General features: G+C 65.4%; 15 protein-coding genes and 1 pseudogene. 6 read left to right on the top strand and 10 right to left on the bottom strand.

What is annotated here, in order from left to right:
* Window positions 1-43: 43 nt before the first annotated feature.
* The 4 genes from CA606_RS10555 to CA606_RS10540 all read right to left on the bottom strand — a co-directional run bounded on the left by CA606_RS10555 (window position 44) and on the right by CA606_RS10540 (window position 5,130).
* Window positions 44-439: a hypothetical protein gene (locus CA606_RS10555; protein WP_096051178.1), complete on the bottom strand. Its 396-nt coding sequence runs from the start codon at window positions 437-439 to the stop codon at window positions 44-46.
* On the bottom strand, window positions 436-2,646 hold the full coding sequence (locus CA606_RS10550) for an RNA degradosome polyphosphate kinase (RefSeq protein WP_096051179.1): 2,211 nt from the start codon (window positions 2,644-2,646) through the stop codon (window positions 436-438). The genes CA606_RS10555 and CA606_RS10550 overlap by 4 nt, the downstream gene beginning before the upstream one ends.
* A 207-nt stretch (window positions 2,647-2,853) precedes the next feature.
* Window positions 2,854-3,549, bottom strand: a complete 696-nt coding sequence (gene hdaA, locus CA606_RS10545) for a DnaA regulatory inactivator HdaA (protein WP_181242540.1) — start codon at window positions 3,547-3,549, stop codon at window positions 2,854-2,856.
* A 123-nt stretch (window positions 3,550-3,672) separates the two neighbouring features.
* Window positions 3,673-5,130 (bottom strand): DUF5677 domain-containing protein, encoded by a 1,458-nt coding sequence (locus CA606_RS10540; RefSeq protein ID WP_181242539.1) that lies wholly within the window; start codon window positions 5,128-5,130, stop codon window positions 3,673-3,675.
* An 848-nt stretch (window positions 5,131-5,978) separates the two neighbouring features.
* On the opposite strand from CA606_RS10540, the gene CA606_RS10535 reads away from it, so the two are divergent.
* Window positions 5,979-6,719 carry an EcsC family protein gene (locus CA606_RS10535; protein ID WP_096051181.1) on the top strand — a complete coding sequence of 247 codons (741 nt, stop codon included), beginning with the start codon at window positions 5,979-5,981 and terminating at the stop codon, window positions 6,717-6,719.
* 205 nt (window positions 6,720-6,924) lie between these two features.
* Window positions 6,925-7,160, top strand: a pseudogene (locus CA606_RS10530) (hypothetical protein).
* 314 nt (window positions 7,161-7,474) lie between these two features.
* Here CA606_RS10530 and parE read toward each other — a convergent pair.
* The 3 genes from parE to CA606_RS10510 all read right to left on the bottom strand — a co-directional run bounded on the left by parE (window position 7,475) and on the right by CA606_RS10510 (window position 12,582).
* Entirely contained in the window at window positions 7,475-9,559 is a 2,085-nt protein-coding gene (gene parE, locus CA606_RS10520) for a DNA topoisomerase IV subunit B (RefSeq protein WP_096051182.1), read from the bottom strand.
* Window positions 9,560-9,760: 201 nt separating this feature from the next.
* The gene (locus CA606_RS10515) at window positions 9,761-11,113 is read right to left on the bottom strand and encodes an amidohydrolase family protein (protein ID WP_096051183.1); all 1,353 of its coding nucleotides are present in this window, start codon (window positions 11,111-11,113) and stop codon (window positions 9,761-9,763) included.
* Window positions 11,113-12,582 carry an amidohydrolase gene (locus CA606_RS10510; RefSeq protein ID WP_096051184.1) on the bottom strand — a complete coding sequence of 490 codons (1,470 nt, stop codon included), beginning with the start codon at window positions 12,580-12,582 and terminating at the stop codon, window positions 11,113-11,115. Before CA606_RS10510 ends, CA606_RS10515 begins: the two co-directional genes overlap by 1 nt.
* Window positions 12,583-12,751: 169 nt before the next feature.
* Between CA606_RS10510 and CA606_RS10505 the strand changes: the two genes are divergently transcribed.
* Entirely contained in the window at window positions 12,752-13,147 is a 396-nt protein-coding gene (locus CA606_RS10505) for a putative quinol monooxygenase (RefSeq protein WP_096051185.1), read from the top strand.
* A 65-nt stretch (window positions 13,148-13,212) separates the two neighbouring features.
* On the opposite strand, the gene CA606_RS10500 is transcribed toward CA606_RS10505, so the two are convergent.
* The 3 genes from CA606_RS10500 to CA606_RS10490 all read right to left on the bottom strand — a co-directional run bounded on the left by CA606_RS10500 (window position 13,213) and on the right by CA606_RS10490 (window position 17,479).
* Window positions 13,213-15,393, bottom strand: coding sequence for a TonB-dependent receptor (locus CA606_RS10500; RefSeq protein WP_181242538.1), 2,181 nt, complete (start codon window positions 15,391-15,393; stop codon window positions 13,213-13,215).
* A 295-nt stretch (window positions 15,394-15,688) separates the two neighbouring features.
* Entirely contained in the window at window positions 15,689-17,098 is a 1,410-nt protein-coding gene (gene glnA / locus CA606_RS10495) for a type I glutamate--ammonia ligase (protein ID WP_096051187.1), read from the bottom strand.
* Between the two features lie 42 nt (window positions 17,099-17,140).
* The gene (locus tag CA606_RS10490) at window positions 17,141-17,479 is read right to left on the bottom strand and encodes a P-II family nitrogen regulator (RefSeq protein WP_010919834.1); all 339 of its coding nucleotides are present in this window, start codon (window positions 17,477-17,479) and stop codon (window positions 17,141-17,143) included.
* A gap of 236 nt (window positions 17,480-17,715) precedes the next feature.
* Between CA606_RS10490 and CA606_RS10485 the strand changes: the two genes are divergently transcribed.
* From CA606_RS10485 to CA606_RS10475, 3 genes are read left to right on the top strand one after another with little or no spacing between them, the layout of a single operon-like run.
* Window positions 17,716-19,266, top strand: a complete 1,551-nt coding sequence (locus tag CA606_RS10485) for an acetyl-CoA acetyltransferase (protein ID WP_096051188.1) — start codon at window positions 17,716-17,718, stop codon at window positions 19,264-19,266.
* A gap of 5 nt (window positions 19,267-19,271) precedes the next feature.
* Window positions 19,272-19,841, top strand: coding sequence for a histidine phosphatase family protein (locus tag CA606_RS10480; protein ID WP_096051189.1), 570 nt, complete (start codon window positions 19,272-19,274; stop codon window positions 19,839-19,841).
* Window positions 19,842-19,850: 9 nt separating this feature from the next.
* Window positions 19,851-21,302 (top strand): NAD(P)H-hydrate dehydratase, encoded by a 1,452-nt coding sequence (locus CA606_RS10475; RefSeq protein WP_096051190.1) that lies wholly within the window; start codon window positions 19,851-19,853, stop codon window positions 21,300-21,302.
* Window positions 21,303-21,306: the final 4 nt, after the last annotated feature.

The following is a 21,306-nucleotide window of genomic DNA, read 5'->3' as shown; positions in this document are numbered from 1 at the left end:
GTCTGGCGACGATTTTCCATGGGGATGAACGCGCGAAGGCCGCCTAGCGATTGATCCGGCAGGCCACGGTGCGCCAGCCGTCGGCCTCGCGCTTGTGGTAGCAGGTGCCGAAGGCGACCTGATGGCCGTCGGCGCGCGGGCCGCCCTTGGTCAGCGCCCAGGGGGCGGGGCCCAGCAGCAGCATGTCGGTGGTCTTGGCGCTGGGACCGCAGGGGCCCCACCAGCGCACGCCATAGCCGCCGGCGATCCCGGGTCCGTAGACCTCAGCCGTGGCCTGGGCGCGTTTCTCCACGCCCGGCGGCGGCGCGCCGAAGCGGTCGAAGCCGGGGCGGGCGGGCAGGGCCTGGATCGCGCAGATCTCCGCCCGTCGCTCGGCCTTGGGCGCGCAGGCGCTCAGGGCCGGCAGAAGCAGCAGAACGGCGAAGGCTGTGCGCCTCACCGCTTGCGCTTTGGGCCCACGTGGTCGAAGGCGCGGGGCAGGTCGCGGGCCCCATGACCGCGTCCCGACAGGCTGGGATTGGTCATGAAGTAGTCGTGGGCCGAGAACGCGCCCTTGGCCTTCCAGGCCGGATCGCGGGCGTACTCGCCCTCGCTGTCCAGCTTCCAGCTCTGGGCCTCGTCGTTGAGGTTGGCGACCATGATCTGGTCCAGCACCTGCTGGTGCACAGTCGGGTTCTCGATCGGCACCAGGCTTTCGACCCGGCGATCCAGGTTGCGCGGCATCCAGTCGGCCGAGCTCATATAGAGGCGTGTCTGGGCGCTGGGCATCGCCGCGCCGTTGGCGAAGGCCACGATGCGTGAGTGCTCCAGGAACCGGCCGACGATCGACTTGACCCGGATGTTCTCCGACAGACCCTTGATCCCCGGACGCAGGCAGCAGATGCCGCGCACCACCAGGTCGATCTGCACGCCCGCCTGGCTGGCCTTGTACAGCGCGTCGATGATCTGCGGATCGACGACCGCGTTCATCTTGGCCCAGATCCCCGCCGGCCGGCCCTCGCGCGCGGCGTCGGCCTCCAGGGCGATCATCCGCAGAAGGTCCGGCTTCAGCGTCTGGGGCGAGAACGACAGCTTCTCCAGCCGGCCGGGCTGGGCGTAGCCGGTGATGAAGTTGAACAGCTTGCCGCCATCGCGCCCCAGGGCCGGGTCGCAGGTGAACAGGCTAAGATCAGTGTAAACCCTGGCCGTCTGCGGGTGATAGTTGCCGGTGCCATAGTGGCAATAGGTGCGCAGGGCCTCGCCCTCGCGGCGCACCACCACCGAAAGCTTGGCGTGGGTCTTCCAGTCGACGAAGCCGAACACCACGTGCACGCCCGCCCGCTCCAGGTCGCGCGCCCATTTGAGGTTGTTTTCCTCGTCGAAGCGCGCCTTGATCTCGACCAGGGCGGTGACGTTCTTGCCGTTGTCGGCCGCCTCGATCAGGGCGGCCACGATCGGGCTGTCCTTGGAGGTGCGGTACAGGGTCTGCTTGATCGCCAGCACGTTGGGATCGCGCGCGGCCTGGCGCAGGAACTGCACCACCACGTCGAAGCTCTCGAACGGGTGGTGAACCAGGATGTCCTTCTCGCGGATCGCCGCGAAGCAGTCGCCGCCATGATCGCGGATGCGCTCGGGGAAGCGGGCGTTGAAGGGCGGGAACTTCAGGTCCGGACGGTCCGGCGGGATCAGCTCGCTCATCTGAGCCAAACCCAGCTTGCCGTCGACCAGGATCACGTCCTCGGGCTCGGCGCGCAGGCCCTCGATGATGAAGGCGCGCAGGTCGGCCGGCATGGTGGTCTGGATCTTGACCCGCACCACCTGGCCTAGGCGCCGCTTCTTCAGCCGCGCCTCGAACTCGCGCACCAAGTCTTCGGCCTCTTCCTCGATCTCCAGATCGCTGTCGCGCACCAGGCGGAACAGACCCCGACCCTCGACCTCATAGCCGGGGAACAGGTGCTCCAGGAACAGGATGATGAAGCTCTCCAGCGCCACGATCTTGCGCTGGCGCTTGCGCCCGCGCGAGACCACCGAGGAGAGCTCCCAGAACCGCCGCACCTGCGAGGGGATCGGGGCCAGGGCGTACAGGTGCTTGTCGTCGGCGATCCGCCGCAGCTTCAGCGCCAGGCAGAAGCCCAGGTTCGGGATGAACGGAAACGGGTGCGCCGGGTCGATGGCCAGCGGCGTCAGCACCGGGAAGATCTGGTTGCGGAAGATCTCCTCGGCGCGAACCTTGTCGTCGCCCTCGATGTCCTTGGCGTCGAGAAGCTTGAGCCCCTCGTCCCACAGTTCAGTGCGCACCTGGCGCCAGATCTTCTGCTGGGCGGCCATCAGCTCGGCGGCCGAGGCGTTGATGCGGTTCAGCTGCTCGCCCGGCGTCAGGCCGTCCTGGCTGACCACCCGCACGCCCTCGCGCACCTGCCCTTTGAGGCCGGCCACGCGCACCATGTAGAATTCGTCGAGGTTGTTGGCGCTGATCGACAGGAAGCGCAGGCGCTCCAACAGCGGGTGGCGCGGATTGGAGCTCTCCTCCAGCACCCGCTGGTTGAAGGCCAGCCACGACAGTTCGCGATTGAAGAACCGCTCGGGCGAGCCCATCAGCTCGGGGTCCAGCGACAGCACGCTGGCGGGGACTTCGGCGTTGGCGGCGATCGGCAGGGCGTCGGTCATGGTCTCTATATAGGCGAACTTTGTTCCGTCATGGTGAACAAGCTCGGTGACGCGGTGAAGACATCTTGAAAACGCCTTCTCCCCTTGTGGGAGAAGGTGGCGCGCAGCGCCGGATGAGGGGTTTCTGGGCGGATAGGGCGATCAACCCCTCATCCGACCCGCTGCGCGGGTCACCTTCTCCCGCAAGGGGAGAAGGAGCGTCACGGCCTACCCCTCATCCTCCCCCTCGAACCCTTCCAGCACCTCACGCGCCAGGGCCTTGGTCAGCTCGCGCCGGCCATCGGCGGCCGCCTCGGCCAGCAGGGCCGCCGCCGCCTGGGCTTCGGCGGCCGAGCGGGGCAGGCGGGCCAGGAGGTAGGGATAGAGATCTGGCTCGGGCTTCCACCAGGCCGCGGCGAAGGCCCGGCGCAGCACCGCCTCCAGCACCGCATCGTCGGGCTCGGCGATCTCGGCCACCGACAACGCATTGAGCCGCGAGCGCAGGTCGGCCACCTCGGCGCTCCAGGCCAGGGGCGCGGTGCGGCCGGTCAGCAGCACGGTCCCGCCGTCCACCCCGGCCATGTTCAGAATATGGAACAGCGCCTCGTCCGACACCGCCGCGCCTTGCGCCCGGCGGTCGGCGTCCTCGACCAGCACCGGCCGGCCGCGCAGGGCCGACAGGTCGACGCTCATGGCGTGCGGATCAGCCGCCTCGACCACCACCGCGCCCGTCGCCGCCGCCCAAGCCCGCGCCAGATGGCTCTTGCCGCACCCGGCCGGCCCCACCAGCACCAGCCGCCCCTCGGCCCAGTCCGGCCAGGCGTCCAGCCGCGCCACCGCCTCGCCATTGCTGGGCGAGACGGCGAAGTCCTCCCGCCCATGGGTCAGCGGCGAAGCCAGCGGCAGTTTGAACTGGGTGGACAAGCCTTGGGTCCAGCGTGGTGAACGTCAGGACAGGGATATAGGCCGCTTCGGCGGGGCGGGGGAGGTGCGGGGGCTGGGGATGATGGGGATAGGGGCGGAGGAGGTGTGGATGGGGGCGTGGGGTTAGGTGTCGAGGTGAAAGCTCCCCTTAAAATCTGGATATATCGATCTGAATACATCGAGATGTAGATTTAGGATTTTCACCATGTCGGGCATCGTCGATTCCATCGAAAGATTAGGCGCAGAAGGGACGCGATGGAGCCTGTGTAGTGGATTTACGCATTGGCAAAATATTGTATCTCTAACTGCCCCCCAATGGCCATGGATGTATCCGGACGGCCATCCATAGTATTTATCATATATGTCCTTGATGCCGGCTTCCTCACTCATTTTTCTGAGATCCCTTCCGGACCAACTTCCTAGATTTATCTCAACAAGCTCCTGCCACATATCCTCGTCTGAATATGAATCAAGGTCTTCGATTTTCACGTAATTTGGTAGGCTATTATCATCTACATCAAACAACTTCAGGAAGGCGAGCTTGGCCTGCCCTGTTCCATAACTTCTATATTTTTCCCATATGGTCTTGTTATCGTATTTGAGCATAAATCTGAGATTTATTATGCTCTCAGTCATGGTTCTAATTGCATGCCTTCCTTCTACGCGTTGATCTCCGCCGCTCCCTACAATGGTTGCGCAGAGCGCGGTCGAGTATAGAGTCAGGCCTGTTATTGCATCAGTTTTTGCATCTATCGACGTACTATTTAGGCCAATCTGTGAGATTTTGCATAGCTTATCGTATAATTCCATTAATTTGGCCGATTCATCCCTGCCGCTCAAAGACCTTTGCGGATATCTCCTGAGTAGGATGCAGTCTGTATTCTCGTAAGATTGTTTCCAGAATTTTTCTGGCCAATCGCTATTTGAGTCCTCCTCCGCAAAAGCCATTTCGATTGCACGGATAGATGGCCTGACAGACCTGAGGTCTCCCGAATTCGGATATTTCAATATATTTTCTACGGTTTCCCGCATTTTTTCTGGAAATGACATTTTTCCAATTGAAATATAGTACAATATTCGGAGCCATCGGCAGTCAGTAGAATTATCGGACTGGTGATCCAGTGTTAAGAATACACTATTTGATATTGCCTGTATTGACTCATCTTTATCCTTATCGGTGAGATGTCGCGACCAGTGTTCTAAGTCCGGTAAATCGCCATATAGCAAAAGTGGTTTAAGCGCATCTTTGGCAATTTCATTATTTAAAACGCTGGCAAATATGTAGTCGAACGTAGAGGGGGCGCATTCTTTCAGGTCGTGATGCGAAATCGATTTTGGTGCTATTTCTCCCATATCTCTGGCTGCCCTAGCCACTGATCGAAATATGGATAGGTAATCTTCGCGTTGCATTTGTCCCGATAATAGAATCGACCACAATACGCACGGCATTCTGCTGTCACGCCATGATGAAAACTGAACACCTCCAGGAAGAGTTTTGAAGGGGGGCGATAGCGTTTTTCCGGCCCGTGTATGTTGCTCAAGCGTGCTCATTGACGGACGCTTCCTGCTCTTCTTCGACATTTCGCCTCCCTGTAGGCCACGCGTCCCCGCGCACTCTCGCCCTTTACTCTCCCGAAGGCTGCAGCGTGCAGGACTGACCAAGTCAGTCAAGGACGACGCTCCGCGTCGCCGCGCGGCGGCCGCCTGGCGGGCGGTCCTTGAGTGACTTGGACAGCCCTGCGATCGTCTCGCCGTGAGATGTAAGGCGGGCTCCCTTCGCTTAGGGCGCAGGGCAGGGAACTCCCCAACCAAAACCCGACCTCCCCGGCGAATGCCGGGGCCCAGATTCATCCGAAGCAGTTAGGTTGTTCGCGCCTCGCCGCCCTACCGGTTCTCCAGGGTCAGTGGGTTCGATCTGGACCCCGGCATTCGCCGGGGAGGTCGGAGCCGAAAGACACCCGTCATCCCGCGCTTTATGCGCGGGACCCATTTGTCCGCCGCACGGGCAGGGATCGCTCATATTCTCACGGGGAAGCTGAACCATGGGTCCCGCGCATGACGCGCGGGATGACGGTGGAAGGGCGGGCGCCTCATCCCACCATCAGACCTCCCCGGCCACACGCCAGTGCGGCGAAGCCAATGCCGGGGCCCAGATACATCCGGAGCGGTCGGGGCGTTCTCGCCTCGCCGCCTTGCGAACCCACCACAGTCAGTGGGTTCGATCTGGACCCCGGCATTCGCCGGGGAGGTCGGGGTCTTGGAACGGCCAACCCTTCTCCCCTTGCGGGAGAAGGTGGCCCGCGCAGCGGGGCGGATGAGGGGTTTCTGGGCGGGTCGGCGGCGATAGGGACGGGCGAGGGCGGCGTGACCCCTCATCCGGCGCTTCGCGCCACCTTCTCCCGCAAGGGGAGAAGGACTATCTCCATCCCATGACTCTCTCCCCCGACCTCCTCGCCTGGCGCGCCGAGATGACCCAGCCGCCGGGGCCGCTGAACGGCCTGGCGCGCGCGGCGCAGCAGCGGATCAACAAGATCATCCCCGACAAGGTCCACGCAGCCATCACCAGCGCCATCGAGGGCATGACGCGGGCGCTGCTGGTCGGGTCGGACTTTACGACCGGCTCGCCATTGACGGGTCTGACCCTGGACGAGCGCCGGGCGCATGCGGCCAAGGCGATCGACGGCTGGAAGAAGACGGCCGCCGTAGAGGGCGGGGTGACCGGGGCCGGGGGCTTTCTGCTGGCGGCGGCCGATTTTCCGCTGCTGATGAGCTTCAAGATCAAGCTCTTGTTCGAGATCGCCGCGGTGTTTGGCCATGACGGCACGGTGCTGAGCGAGCGCTTGTTCATCCTGCACATCTTCGAGCTGGCGTTCTCGGACGGCGAGCACCGCGCCGGCGTGCTGGCGGCGATGGACGACTGGGACGCGCGGACCCACCCGGCCCACCTGGACGACTTCGACTGGCGGGCCTTCCAGCAGCAGTACCGCGACCACATTGATCTGGCCAAACTGGTCCAGTTCATCCCCGTGGTCGGCGCGCCGCTGGGCGCCATCGTCAACTGGCGCCTGGTGGAGAAGCTCGGCCACACGGCGGTGATGGCCTATCGCCTGCGGGCCGAGCAGGGGGCTTATCCCCAGATCGGGACGGGGAATGAAATCCCTCTCTCTTAGAGAGAGGGAGGGGCCCGCCGCGCAGCGGCGGGAGGGTGAGTGGTTACGGCGCTGGCCGTGAAAATCCCGCCTTTTCAGTCGCTTGTCAGGCCCTGCCTTGTCCGGAAGGGCTGAAACCTCTCACCCTCCCAAGCTTCGCTTGGGCCCCTCCCTCTCTCTCAGAGAGAGGGGATTCAATGGGCGTTTCCGCCGTTTCGTCCCCGGCTTGAAAACCTGTCGTAGTCTCTACCCACCTCGTCGCGAGGAAAGGGCGCATGGCCAGCGACCATTTGCGGCGGCGGGGGGCGGTCGAGCGGGGACAGGTTCGAGGGGGGTACTCGGACGGTCCGGGGATCTGGTTGCTGGCCAGACCCGCCCGCCGTCGGCGTGGTCGGGGGAAAGGGTTCGTCCCTCTTCGATCGCCGGGGGCTTCCGGAAACGGAGGCGCCCGGGTCCCGGTAAGGCCCGAACAGGGCCACCTTCCCGGGAGGCTGGCGGATAACGGCTGCGCGGAGCGTCGGGCTTCGTCGAAACGGTATTTATCAAACTCTTCCGGACGGATGTCCGGCGCTCCGCGTCCCTTTCCAGAACTTCAGCGAGGGATCGCGTGAAGCGGCGGGGGTGTGCGTAGAGAGGAGCGCCCCCTCCGTCTCGTCGCGTATCCGCGCCGATCCACCTCCCCCGCACGCGGGGGAGGATGACGGTTTCCTCCTCACCCGTGGAACGGGGGAGGTGGCGCGCGGCGGAGCCGCGTGACGGAGGGGGCGCTTCCTGTCCTAGAGATCCAGATCCGCCGCCGCGAACTCGGCGTTCTCCTGGATGAACCGGAAGCGCAGTTCGGGTTTGCGGCCCATCAGGGTCTCGACCAGGTCTTCGACGCTTTCCTCGTGGCGGGGCAGGGTGACGCGGGCCAGGGTGCGCTTTTTGGGGTCCATGGTGGTCTCCTTCAGCTGGGAGGCCATCATCTCGCCCAGGCCCTTGAAGCGGCCGATCTCGGGCTTCTTGCCCTTGAACACCGTGGCCAAGAGCTCGTCCTTGTGGGCGTCGTCGCGGGCGTACTCGCTCTTGCCGCCGTGGCTGAGGCGGTACAGCGGCGGCAGGGCCAGGAACAGGTGCCCCTGGCGGATCACGTCCGGCATGGTGCGGTAGAAGAAGGTGATCAACAGGGAGGCGATGTGGGCGCCGTCGACGTCGGCGTCGGTCATGATGATGATCCGCTCGTAGCGCAGATCTTCCTCGCGATACTTGCCGCCGGCCTGGGCGCCCAGGGCCAGCATCAGGTCTGACAGTTCCTTGTTGGCGGTGAACTTCTCGCCGCTGGCTGAGGCGACGTTCAGGATCTTTCCGCGCAGGGGCAGGATCGCCTGGAACTTGCGGTCGCGGGCCTGTTTGGCGGAACCACCGGCCGAGTCGCCTTCGACGATGAAGAGCTCGGCGCCGTCGACCGCGCTCCCGGCGCAGTCGGCCAGCTTGCCGGGCAGGCGCAGCTTGCGGGTCGCCGAGGCGCGGGAGACCTCCTTGTCCTTGCGGCGCTTGAGGCGCTCCTCGGCCCGCTCGATGACGAATTCCAAGAGGGCCTGGGCGTTCTTGGGGCTGGACGACAGCCACAGGTCGAACGGGTCGCGCAACGACGCCTCGACGAAGCGCTGGGCCTCGGAGGTGGAGAGCTTCTCCTTGGTCTGGCCCTGGAACTCGGGGTTCTTGATGAACACCGAGATCAGGGCTCCGGCCTGGGCGACGACGTCGTCGGCGGTGATGATCGTCCCGCGCTTCTCGCCCTTGAGCTCGGCATAGGCCTTGAGGCCGCGGGTCAGGGCGGCGCGGAAGCCGCTCTCGTGGGTGCCGCCTTCGGGGGTGGGCACGGTGTTGCAGTACGACTGCATGAAGCCGTCGTGCTCACCAAAGCCCTGGGGCGTCCAGGTGACGGCCCACTCGACGGCGCCGGCCTCGCCCTGGCGCTCGATGCGGCCCGAGAAGCTCTCGGGCGTGATCGTGGTCAGGCCCTTGGTCCGCTCGGCCAGGAAGTCGGCCAGGCCGTTGGGGAAGTGGAAGACGGCTTCGGGCGGGGTCTGGTCATGGATCCGCGAGGGATCGCAGGACCATTTGATCTGCACGCCGCGGAACAGATAGGCCTTCGAACGGGCCATGCGGTAAAGGCGGGCGGGCTTGAAATTGGTCCCCTCGCCGAAGATCTCGTCGTCGGGCTTGAAGCGCACCATGGTGCCCTTCTTCTTCGACGGCGCGACCTGCTGGATCGGCCCCAGCGGCTTGCCGCGCGAGAAGACCTGGAGGTGCTCGAAGCCGTCGCGCCAGACGGTGACCTCGACGCGTTCGGACAGGGCGTTGACGACGCTGGCGCCGACGCCGTGCAGACCGCCGGACGTCTCGTAGGCCTTGCCCGTGAACTTACCGCCGGCGTGCAGGACGGTCATGATGACCTCCAGCGCCGACTTTCCGGGGTACTTGGGGTGCGGGTCGACGGGCATGCCGCGACCGTCGTCCTTGACTGACAGGAAGCCGTCGGCGTCGAGCTTGACCTCGATGGTCTTGGCGAAGCCGGCCACGGCCTCGTCCATCGAGTTGTCGAGCACTTCGGCGAACAGGTGGTGCAGGGCCCGCTCGTCGGTGCCGCCGATGTACATGCCCGGCCGCTTGCGGACCGGCTCCAGGCCTTCCAGCACCTCGATGTCGGCGGCCGAGTACTCGCCGGGGGGCGAGGCCTTGGAGGGCGGCGGCGGCGGGATCGGGCGCGGCGTCGGCTCGACGCGCGGCTCCACGCTGGCCTTGAACGGCGCGGCGGGGACGGGCGCCAGGGCGTCGTCGTCACCAAACAGGGAAGGGGTCTTATCGGAGGAGGACATCAGGGGAAGTCTAGGCGATTCGAACGCGGGGGCCTCGTATGGCGGCCCAGCCTTCCCCTGAAAAGAGAAAATTGGGGACGCCCCCTCCGTCACGAGGCTTCGCCTCGCGCCACCTCCCCCGCTTCGCAAGGGAGGAGGAGAGCATCCTCCCCCGTGAAACGGGGGAGGTGGCCCGCAGGGCCGGAGGGGGCGCTTTCCCGTCTAGCGATAGGCCGGCGGATAGCCGTTCTGGTCGCTGGCCGCGTAGCGAGCCTTCAGCTGCTGGTGGCGGCCGTCCTTGGGCTGCTCGACACCGCCGACCAGCACGGCCGTGGGCCAGCTGGTCGTCTCCAGCGGATCGCCATTCCAAACGACCACGTCGGCGACCTTGCCGACCTCGAGCGACCCGACCTTATCGGCCTGGCCCCAGATCTTGGCCGGAACCAGGGTCACGGCGGCCAGCGCCGCCGGGTAGGGCAGGCCGTTGGCGACCGCCAGACCCGCGTTCAGGCGCTCCTGCCGCAGGTTGTTGAAGTCTCGCGAGCCGTTGATCGCCACGGTGACGCCGGCGGCGTGCAGCCGGGCGGCGTTGTCGAGGCGCGAGCCCAGGGTCTCGAAGCTGCCGGGCAGGGACGCTTGCGGATCCAGGATCACCGGAACCCCGGCCTTGGCGATCTCGTCGGCGACCATCCAGCCTTCCTCGACGCCTTCGAGGACGATCTTGACCTTCTGCTCGGCCGCCAGCTTCAGCGCCTGGCGAATGTCGGCGGCGCGAGAGACGCGGATCAACAGCGGGGTCTTGCCCTGGACGACCGGGATCAGCGCCGCGAGGTCCAGACGCGAGAGCCCGAAGTCGCGGGTGGCGCCCTGCTCGAACGCCGCGCGGCGGTTGGCGAACGCACGAGCGTCCTCCAGGGCCGAGCGGATCAGGATCAGGTTGGCGCCGCGCGAGCCGCCCGCCGCCCGAGCGCCGCTTTCGCCGAGCGAGACGGTGACGGCCAGTTTGGAGGCCTCGACGATGTCGGTGCTGCCGGCCTTCAGGCGGATGAACGCCGCCTGGCCGCCGAACAGCGGCGGATCGCCGTCGCCATGCGCGCCGGCGGTCATCTCTTCGACCACGCCGTCGTCGGCATGCTGGTGCGCGCCGCCGCCGGTCCCGGACAGAACCGGCGTTACGGCCGAACCGGTGATCCCGCCGTCGCGGGCCAGGCCCAGGAAGGTCGAGGCCGGGTTGATGGCGTAGCTGATGTCGAAGGCTGCGCTCAGGGCGCTGCCGGTGGCGTCGTCGCGGGTCTCACGAACGCCGCTGATCTCGGACGCGCCGAGGTTGGACGACGGCGCGATGAGGCCGGGGGTGACGACCCCGCCCTTGGCGTCGATGACGCGAGCGCCGGCCGGAACCGAGACGCTGGCGCCCAGCGCGGCGATCTTGCCGTCCTTGATCACCAGGGTCCCGCTCGGAATGGCGGCGCTGGACACCGGCTCGATGCGGGCGTTGACGATGGCGACCGTCTGGGCCGCCGCGGGAAGGGCCAGGGCGCAGGCGGCGCTGGCGAGAAGCAGGGACCGGATCATCAGTTGAACGCTCCTTGGCCGGCTTGGCCGAGCTCGAAATCGGACTTGGGCTGGAAGCGCGGGTCCTTGCGGTCGTAGGTCAGGGCGCCGTCGACATAGACCTGCTCGGCCTGGGCGTAGACGCTGAAGGGGTCGCGGCTCCAGACCACCAGGTCGGCGGCCTTGCCAGGTTCGATCGACCCGGTCTTGTCGCCGATGCCGATGGCCTTGGCCGGGTTGGCGGTGATCCACTTGATCGCCTCGGCGCGCGGGATGTCGATCCCGAGCTTGGCGCCGGCGGTCATGGCGATGGCGGCCTCCTGGTTGAGGCGCTGGGTCATGATCGCATCGTCGGAGTGGATGACGACGCAGGCGCCGTTCTTGGCCAGGATGGCGGCGTTGGCGTCGATGCCGTCCAGGCTCTCCATCTTGAAGCCGGTCCACGAGGCCCAGGTGGCCGAGCAGATCTCTTCCTTGGCCAGCACGGGCGCGAGCTTGTAGCTCTCGATCGCGTGGTGGAACATCGTGATCTTGTAGCCAAACTCTTTGGCGATATCGATCATCACGGCCATTTCGTCGGCGCGGTAGCAGTGGTTCTGCACCAGGATTTCGCCCTTTAGGACGCCGGCCAGGGTTTCCATCTGCAGGTCGCGCTTGGGCGCATCGGCCTTCTCGCTCTTGGCGACCTTGGCGCGGTAGTCGTCCCACTTGCGGGCGTAGTCGGCCGCGTCGATCCAGGCCTTACGGAAGCCAAAGGCGTTGGCCATGGCCGTCGAGGGGCTGCGGCCACGGCCGCCATAGACGCGCTTTGGATTCTCGCCGCAGGCCATCTTCAGGCCATAGGGCGCGCCGGGGAACTTCATGCCCTGCATGGTCAGCGACGGCACGTTCTTAAGCGTCACCGAGCGACCGCCGAACAGGTTGGCCGAGCCCGGGAGGATCAGCAAAGTCGTGACGCCGCCGGCGCGGGCGCGGTTGAAGCCCGGGTCCTGCGGCCACACCGAGTGCTCCGACCAGACCTGAGCGGTGTTGGGGTCCGTGGCTTCGTTGCCGTCCGAGCGCGCCGAGACGCCGGGCGAGGGATAGACACCAAGGTGGCTGTGCGCGTCGACGATGCCGGGCGTGATCCACTTGCCCTTGGCGTCGATCACCGCGATGTCGGCCGGGATCGGGGTCGCCGGACCGCCGACCGAAGTGATCTTGCCTTCCGAGACGAAGACGACGCCGTTTTCGATCTGCTGGCCGGTGGCCGTCAGCACCGTGGCGCCGACGAACGCGGTGGCGCGGGACGGCAGCGGCTTATAGGTCGACGGGAAACCCGTGGAGGCTTGACCGTCCAGCCCCTTGGGCAACGGCTTGACCTCAGCCTTTTCCGCAGGCTTGGCGGGCGCGGACGATTTGGCGGGACCCCCGGTCCCGGTCGTCGCGCAGGCCGAAAGGCCTAGAGCGAGCAGGCTGGTGGCCATCGCCACGGAACGCCATCTGATCATGAAAAACCCCGACTCTCAAAGAGGGCGGAAGGACAGACGAAAAGAACCGCGTTATCAAGTCAAACGGCGCGAACAAGTCCGTCCGTCCGCAAAAACTTTGCGCGGCGCCTCGAACCTCGCTCGCGCATTGTGGCCAATGGCGCACGGGTGCGCCGCTAAGGGGGCGGGATTGAGCGATACTGATTTTGGGAGACGGGAAGTCCTGGCCGGCGGCGTAGCGGCCGTCGCGCTTCCGACGGTTTCAAAGGCTCAGGCGGGAGGAACGCCCATGTACGGCTTGATCGGTCAGATGCTTGCAGCGCCGGGCAAGCGTGACGAACTGCTCGCCATCCTTGCCGAGGGAACGGCGGATATGCCCGGTTGCCTGAGCTATGTGCTCGCCACGGATCCGACCAACCCCGAGGCGATCTGGATCACGGAGGTCTGGACCGACAAGGCGGCGCACGCCGCCTCGTTGAAGCTGCCGGCGGTGCAGGCCGCGATCGCGAAGGCGAGGCCCATCATCGCGGGCTTTCCGCAACGCTTCGAGACGACGCCCATCGGCGGCCAAGGCTTGAAGGCCTAGCGCCAGACAAGGAAAAGGCCGCGGATCGCTCCGCGGCCTTTCCCAGTCTACCCAGATCTTACGGCTTAGAAGCGCGCGTCGATCGAGACGCCGATGACACGCGGTTCGTTGACGAACGCGGTCAGGTTGTTGAAGTCGATCGCGCCCTTGATGTTGCTCTCGTTGGTGATGTTGCGAGCAAAGGCCGCGACTTCCCAGCCGCCTTCCTTGTTGGCGTAGCCCAGCTTCAGGCCGCCTTCGAAGTCACCCTTCGAGTTGAACTCCTTCGACTCGTAGAGGAACAGGTTCGTGTAGCCTTGCACCTTCCAGTCGGTGAAGGCGAACAGTTCGCCGCTGGCCACCGGATAGGCGTAGCGAGCGGTGAAGTCGAAGGTGTACTTCGGCGCGTTGGGGAACGGGTTGCCGTTGACCAGAGCCGCACCGGAGGCGGTCTTCGGATCGGTCACCGTGCAGGCGGCGCAGGGGGCCACGGCCAGGGTGCTGTCCTTGATCTCGGTGTGAGCGTAGCTGTAGCCGGCGGTGACGACGAAGTTCGGCGTGACCACGAACTCGCTGTCCAGCTCCAGGCCGTAAGCCTCGCCCTTCTTGGCGTTGATCAGGCGGTTGGAGTTGCTGCCGCCGCCGACCGCGCTGAACTGCGGATCGTCGATCGTGTAGGCGAACACCGCGCCGTTCAGGCGAACGCGACGGTCAAAGAGTTCGCTCTTCAGGCCCAGCTCGTACGACATGATGGTTTCGGACTTCGCCGCCGAGGCCGGCGAGAAGAACGCGATGTCGCGGCCCTGGATCGACGGACCCCGGAAGCCCGAGGCGACCTTGGCGTAGACGCTGACGTCCTCGTTGACGCTGTAGAACGCCGACAGGTCCCAGCTGACGTGCGAGTCGGAGACCGACACCGGCGCGGCCATGTTCGGGCCCGAGAGCACCTTCATGTCCTTTTCGTCATCGGTGTAGCGCAGGCCACCGGTCAGCGAGAGTTGATCGCTGACCTTGTACGACGCCTGACCAAAGATGGCCCAAGCGGTGTTTTCCTGCTGAAGCGTGGTGGCCGGGGCGAAGAACGGGTTCGTCTGGATGGCGTACTTCGTGTCGAAGTAGAAGCCGCCGACCTGCCAGCTCAGCGCGCCGTCGGTGTTGCTGGCCAGACGGATTTCCTGGGTCCACTGATCCAGGTCCTTGATGCCGTCCTGGGTGTCAGACTGGAACGGGATGAAGCCCGGGCCCGTCGTGTTGCCGCCGTCGATGTCGCCACGGCTGTAGCCATGGGTGTTCTCGTAGGCGGTGATCGAGGTCAGCTTGGCGACGCCGAAGTCGTAGCCGATGTTCGCCGAGGCGCCGTAGCCCTTGTAGCTTTGCGGATTGTTGGCGCCGGCGTCGAAATAGACGGTGTCGCGATCGTAGTTCGCGTTGAGCTTGTTGGAGCCCTTGGTCAGGACGTTGGCGCGGAACACGGCGGCGGTGCCGTCCAGGTCGCGGCCGTGAACGTTGAACAGCGCGTCCAGCTTCTCGTTCGGGGTGAACAGCAGCTGCAGGCGGGCGGCGCGCTCGTTGAAGCCGCCCATGACGTTCTTCTTCTTGGTGAAGCCGTTGTCGATCCAGTCGTCACGATGCTGGAACAGAACCGAAGCCCGCGCCGCGACCTTGCCTTCGACCAGGGCGCCACCGACGCCGCCGTCGAAGGTGAAGGTGTTGAAGCTGCCGTAAGAGGCCGACGCGCGGCCCTTCATTTCTTCCGACGGCTTGATGGTGTCGAACTTGACGATACCGGCCGTGGTGTTGCGCCCAAACAGGGTGCCTTGCGGACCGCGGAGGACTTCGACGCGGTCGAGATCGTAAAGCGGCGAGCTCTTCAGGACGACGTTTTCGAGGACGACTTCGTCCTGAATGATCGACACCGGCTGCGAGGCGGCCAGATCGAAGTCGGCGTTGCCCAGACCACGGATATAGAAGCGCGGGGCGACGCGGCCGTTCGAGGATTCCGCGTAGAGGCCCGGCGCCTTGGCCGACAGGGCCAGGATGTCATCGCCGGCCGCGAAGGTCGATTGCAGGCGCTCGCCGCTGATGGCGGCGACCGAGACCGGGACGTCTTGCAGGTTTTCGCTGCGCTTCTGCGCGGTGATGATGACTTCGCCCACCTTGGTGTCTTGGGCGAACGCTGCGGGAGCGGCGGCCATGGCCGTGACCAGCGCGGCGGCGCCGCACGAGAGCGTCAGGGCGCGACGAAGGGAGCTATTGAGGCTGTGCATGAGATATCCTGTCGAGACGCCGCGTCGCTGAGTTGTGGTCCAGGCGTTGGCGGCGATTCCGTTTGCGCTGCGATAGGCCAAGTCTCCGCCCCGGGGATATCGCGCATCACGTCTTTTCAGGAACTTCCGGGCGATTGCGTCACCAATGTTGCGAACTTGCGACAATTTTGTTCAGCAGGCGCCACTTAAGTAATAAGTTGTTCTACTTCTGAGGCGTCAAGTTTGTGCGTCGCAAGAGAAAAGGGGCCGGAGATCGCTCTCCGGCCCCTTGGCGTTTGTCCTAAGCCCTAGGCGCTTAGCACTTGTAGTACATCTCGAACTCGACCGGGTGCGGGTGCAGTTGCAGGCGCATCACCTCTTCCATCTTCAGCTCGATGTAGCTGTCGATGAAGTCGTCATCCATGACGCCGCCGGCCTTCAGGAAGGCGCGGTCCTTGTCGAGGTTCTCGAGGGCTTCGCGCAGCGAGCCGCAGACTTCCGGAATCTTCTTCTGCTCGCGGGGCGGCAGATCGTACAGGTTCTTGTCGGCCGGAGCGCCCGGATCGATCTTGTTGATGATGCCGTCGAGGCCGGCCATCAGCAGAGCGACGAACGTCAGGTAGGGGTTGCCCATCGGGTCGGGGAAGCGAGCTTCCAGACGCTTGGCCTTCGGCGAGTCGACGTGCGGGATGCGGATCGAGGCCGAGCGGTTGCGCGAGCTGTAGGCCAGCTTCACCGGGGCTTCGTAGCCAGGCACCAGGCGCTTGTACGAGTTCGTCGTCGAGTTCGAGAACGCGTTGATGGCCTTGGCGTGCTTGATGATGCCGCCGATGTACCACAGGCATTCCTGCGACAGGCCGGCGTACTTGTCGCCGGCGAACAGCGGCTTGCCGTCCTGCCAGATCGACTGGTGCACGTGCATGCCCGAACCGTTGTCGGCGAACATCGGCTTGGCCATGAAGGTGGCGGTCTTGCCGTAGGCGGCCGCGACGTTGTGGATGACGTACTTATAGAGCTGCATCCGGTCGGCCATGGTGACCATGGTGTCGAACTTCAGGCCAAGCTCGTGCTGGGCGGGCGCCACTTCGTGGTGGTGCTTTTCCGGCTTCATGCCCAGCTCGCCCATGACGGCCAGCATTTCGCCGCGCAGGTCCTGGCAGCTGTCGACCGGGTTCACGGGGAAGTAGCCGCCCTTCGGGCCCGGGCGGTGACCCATGTTGCCTTCGGCGTATTGCTTGTTCGAGTTGACCGGCAGTTCGGTGGAGTCGAACGAGTAGCTGGTGTCGTGCGGGGCGGTCGACCAGCGCACGTCGTCGAAGATGAAGAACTCAGCTTCCGGGCCGAAATAGACGGTGTCGCCCACGCCCGCCGTCTTCAGATAGTTCAGCGCGGCCTTGGCTATCGAGCGCGGGTCGCGGTTGTAGGGGGTGCCGGTGTCGGGATTCACGACGTCGCAGAACAGCGCCAGCGTGGTCTGCTGATAGAACGGATCGATGATCGCGCTCGACAGGTCGGGGCGGAGCTTCATGTCCGACTCGTTGATGGCCTTCCAGCCGGCGATCGACGAACCGTCGAACATCGTGCCGTCGTTCAGGAAGTCGTCGTCGACCAGATCGATGTCGAAGGTGACGTGCTGCATCTTGCCGCGCACGTCCGTGAAGCGGACGTCGACGTACTTCACGTCCTTTTCCTTGATCAGGTTCAGGATGTCCTTGGCGGTGCTCATTCCGTATCCCCTTGTAGAACTCTTAGTTGCTGACGAACCGGCCTAGACGGCGGCCGGGCCGTTTTCTCCGGTTCGGATGCGGATCACTTCCGCGATCTCCGAGACGAAAATCTTGCCGTCGCCGATGCGGCCCGTGCGGGCGGCGCGGGTGATGGCTTCCAGCGCGGGTTCGAGCTGGCTGTCCTCGACGACGACCTCCACCTTGATCTTGGGGAGGAAGTCCACGACGTACTCGGCGCCGCGATAGAGCTCGGTATGGCCCTTCTGACGGCCATAGCCCTTGGCCTCGAGTACGGTCATGCCCTGGACGCCCATGTCCTGCAGGGCCTCCTTCACCTCATCCAGCTTGAACGGCTTGATGACGGCTTCGATCTTCTTCATCGGTTCCACTTTCGGGCCCGTCGGCGGCGAACCGCCTTCTCTGAGCCGCAACCATCACGCCACCTTTGGCCCCGCAAGCGACCGCATGCGACAAACCTAACCGAACGGTTGACTTGCAGGCATGTGGTTAGAAATTGGGCGCCGCAAGCTCGGAATTCGTGCAAAGTAGAAACCATCGCCAAATGGCCTTGCAGCGCACCGTTTGACGCCTACGATCACGCCCAACGAACGTTTGAATGGGGGCGGATATGCGCGACGACACACCGGTTTTGATCGGGGCGGGCCAATTCACCTATCGGGGCGAAGCGGCGAATTCGCTGTCCCCGCTGGAACTGCTGAAAGTTGCGGCGGAACGCGCCGTTCACGACGCGGGACTTGAAGGGACGGTTTTTGCCGAACTCGACGCAATGGCGGTTGTCGCGTTCAGCATCGACGCGCCAGGCGGGTTATCAAAGCTCCCGCTGCCGCGCCTGAAGAACCCACCCGCGTCCCTGGCGCGCGCGCTGTCGGCGACGCCGCGCTGGAGCGTCTACACCGAGACCGGTGGCAACAGCCCCCAGCAGGCGGTCAATGTCGTATGCGAGCGGATCGCCCAAGGTCAGAACGATCTCGCCCTTGTCTCGGGCGCCGAGTTCCTGGGATCCCTGATGAAGCGGATGAAGGGGGGACTCGGCTTCGAAGGCTGGGGCGACGACATCGAGAGCACGCCAGACCGGATTGGCGATCCGCGTCCGGGCGTCACCCCGCAAGAAGCCGCCCATGGTCTGGGCTATCCGGTCAACACCTACCCGCTGTTCGAGAACGCGCTCCGCGCGCGCGATGGTCTTTCGCTGGAAGCGCATCAGAAGCAGCTAGGGGCGTTCTTCGCGCCCTTCACCAAGGTCGCCGCCGCCAATCCGCATGCATGGTTTCCGATCGAACGAACCGCCGACGAACTGGTGACGGTCACGGATCGCAACCGCATGGTCGGCTATCCCTATCCCAAGTATCTCAATGCGATCATGGAGGTCGACCAGTCTGCGGCGGTCTTGATCGCCAGCGTCAGGAAGGCGCGCGAACTGGGCGTCCCCGAAGACAAATGGGTGTTCCTGCACGGCTGCGCGGACGCCTCTGACCTTTGGTACCCGCTGGAGCGGCAGGACTATCATTCCAGCCCGGCCATGCGCCTGACCGGTGAGCGCGCATTGGAAATGGCGGGGATCGGCGTCAAGGACCTCGAGGTCATCGACCTCTACTCATGCTTCCCGTCGGCGGTGAGGATCGGCGCCGAGGAGATCGGCCTCGCGCTCGACGACCCGCGCGGGCTGACCATCACGGGCGGACTGCCGTATTTCGGCGGACCCGGGAACAACTACGCGCTTCACGCCATCGCTGAGATGGTCGCCAAGCTCAGGGCGCGGCCTGGCGCGTATGGGATGTCAACCGCCAACGGCTGGTTCCTGACCAAGCAGTCCGTCGGCATCTATTCGACCCGTCCGGTCGAAGGAAAATGGGAGCGAGAGCCGCCTTCGGTCATCCAGGCCAGGATCGACGCGCTGCCGCATCCGGAAATCATCGAAAAGCCTCAGGGCAGGGCGGTCATCGAGACCTATACGGTCGTGCATGGGCGCGAGGGCGTTCGGATGGGGATTGTGATCGGGCGCGACAGCGAAGGTCGCAGGTTTGTCGCCCAGACCCCCGATGAGCCCGAGGTCCTCCGCGATCTAGAGAGTCGCGAAGGTGTCGGACGGACTGGAACGGTCGGGCCGCATCCTGACGGCGCCCGCAATCTGTTCGTGCCGGACTGAGCGCCATGAAGATCGTGCACGTCATCCGCCATGGTCGGCCCGCATCCACTTGGGGCGGCGCGGACGAGGATCCTGGACTGGACGAGGTCGGGCTTTCCCAGGCCAGGGCGGTCGCGGATGAGATCCTGAGCTTGCCGGTCGAGGAACGGCCTCGGCGCGTTGTGTCCTCGCCGCTTCGGCGTTGCCGGGAGACCGCCGCGCCGCTGGCTGAAGCGCTGGGGGTGCAGATCGAGATTGATCCGCGCGTCGGCGAGATCCCCACGCCTGCAACCCTCTCGGCCGAGGAGCGACCCGCCTGGCTGCGCGCGGCTTTTGGTGGGCGCTGGGACGAGATCGTGGGTGATCTCGACTACACGACGTGGACCCGGGATGTCGCTGCGGCGCTGGGCGAGTATGGCGGCGCTGCGGTGTTCAGCCATTTCGTGGCGCTGAATGGCGCGGTGTCGGTCGCGACCGGACAGCCTGAAGTGATGCCGTTCCGGCCAGATCATTGTTCGCGCACGGTGTTCGGAATTGAAGACGACCGCTTGATCCTGATCGCGAAAGGCCGAGAAGCTCAAAGCCAAGTCCTTTGAGGTAGCGCCGTGGCCCGAGAAATCCTGACCGTCGCCGAAATGGCTGCGGCTGACCGCGCTGCGGTGCTGGCGGGAACGCCAATAACCGTTCTGATGGAGCGAGCGGGCGAGGCCGTGGCTCAGGCGGTTCGCGCGCGCTATCAGCGCCGCCCCGTGGTCGTTTGGTGCGGGCCGGGAGACAATGGCGGCGACGGGTACGTCGCCGCGCGTCACCTGCGGCGACATGGCTGGCCGGTCGTCGTCGAAGCGGCTTACCCGCCAGCCACGGACGCCTGTCGCTGGGCGGCGTCGCGCTGGCGCGGCGAGGTCAGGGCGTTGTCGCAGCGCTTGTCGGCCGATGCTCTCTATATAGACGCGATCTTTGGCGCAGGGCTCTCTCGACCCCTGGAGGGCGAGGTCGCGGCGTTGGCGCGCGCCGCCGCGCGAGAGGCGTTGACGATCGTAGCGGTCGATGCGCCGACCGGTGTTCATGGCGATACCGGCCGATCCTTGGATGGCGTCGCGCTGGCGGCGGGACTGACCCTTACCTTCCATCGGCGAAAGCCCGCCCATGTCCTGATCGAGGGGCGCAAGGCCTGCGGCGAGATCGTGGTGGTCGATATCGGGCTCGCTTCTGTCGGCGCTGCTTCGCTGTTCGAGAACGCGCCAGGGCTTTGGCTGCAACGCTATCCCTGGCCGGCGATCGACGCTCACAAGCATAGCCGCGGGCGACTGAGCGTCGTCAGCGGAGACGCCTGGAACACCGGAGCCGCCAGGCTGGCCGCGCGGGGCGGGTTGAGGATCGGCGCAGGAGCGGTGACGCTGCTTTCGCCGCCGTCGGCTCTATCGGTGAACGCCGGCCATCTCGAAGCGGTCATGTTGGCGCCCTTTGAGTCTGACGCCGACCTTGCGGCGAGGGCCGCGAGCGCCGATGCGGTCATCATCGGACCCGCCGCCGGGGTGGGGGAGGCGACGGCGCGCCATCTCCGGGCGCTAGCGCAAACGGGGGCGGCCTTGGTGGCGGACGCGGACGCGTTGACGAGCTTCCGAGACGACCCCAGCGAACTCTTCGCCTGCCTGGACAGGGACGATGTCCTGACGCCCCATCCGGGCGAGTTCGAGCGGATCTTTCCGGGCCTGCTCGGCAGGTCGCCGGAGCGGATCACTGCGGCGCGCGAGGCGGCCAGCACGGCGGGCGCGGTCATCCTGCTGAAGGGGGCGGACACGGTGATCGCGGCGCCGGACGGGCGTGCGGCCGTCAACGTCAACGGTACGCCGTGGCTGGCGACAGCGGGTTCCGGCGATGTGCTGGCCGGCTTCATTGGCGGCTTGCTGGCGCAAGGCATGGACAGCTTCGAGGCGGCTTGCGCCGGAGCGTGGATCCACGCGGAGTGCGGGGCTCTCCACGGGCCCGGCTTGATCGCCGAGGACCTGCCGGATCTCGCGCCGAAGATCCTGGCGCAACTCCATCAAGGCGCCTGAGCGG

Source organism: Caulobacter vibrioides (assembly GCF_002310375.3).
GTDB lineage: Bacteria > Pseudomonadota > Alphaproteobacteria > Caulobacterales > Caulobacteraceae > Caulobacter > Caulobacter vibrioides_D.
The sequence above is the reverse complement of the archived record's forward strand: the minus strand, read 5'-3'. Positions and strand labels throughout refer to the sequence as shown.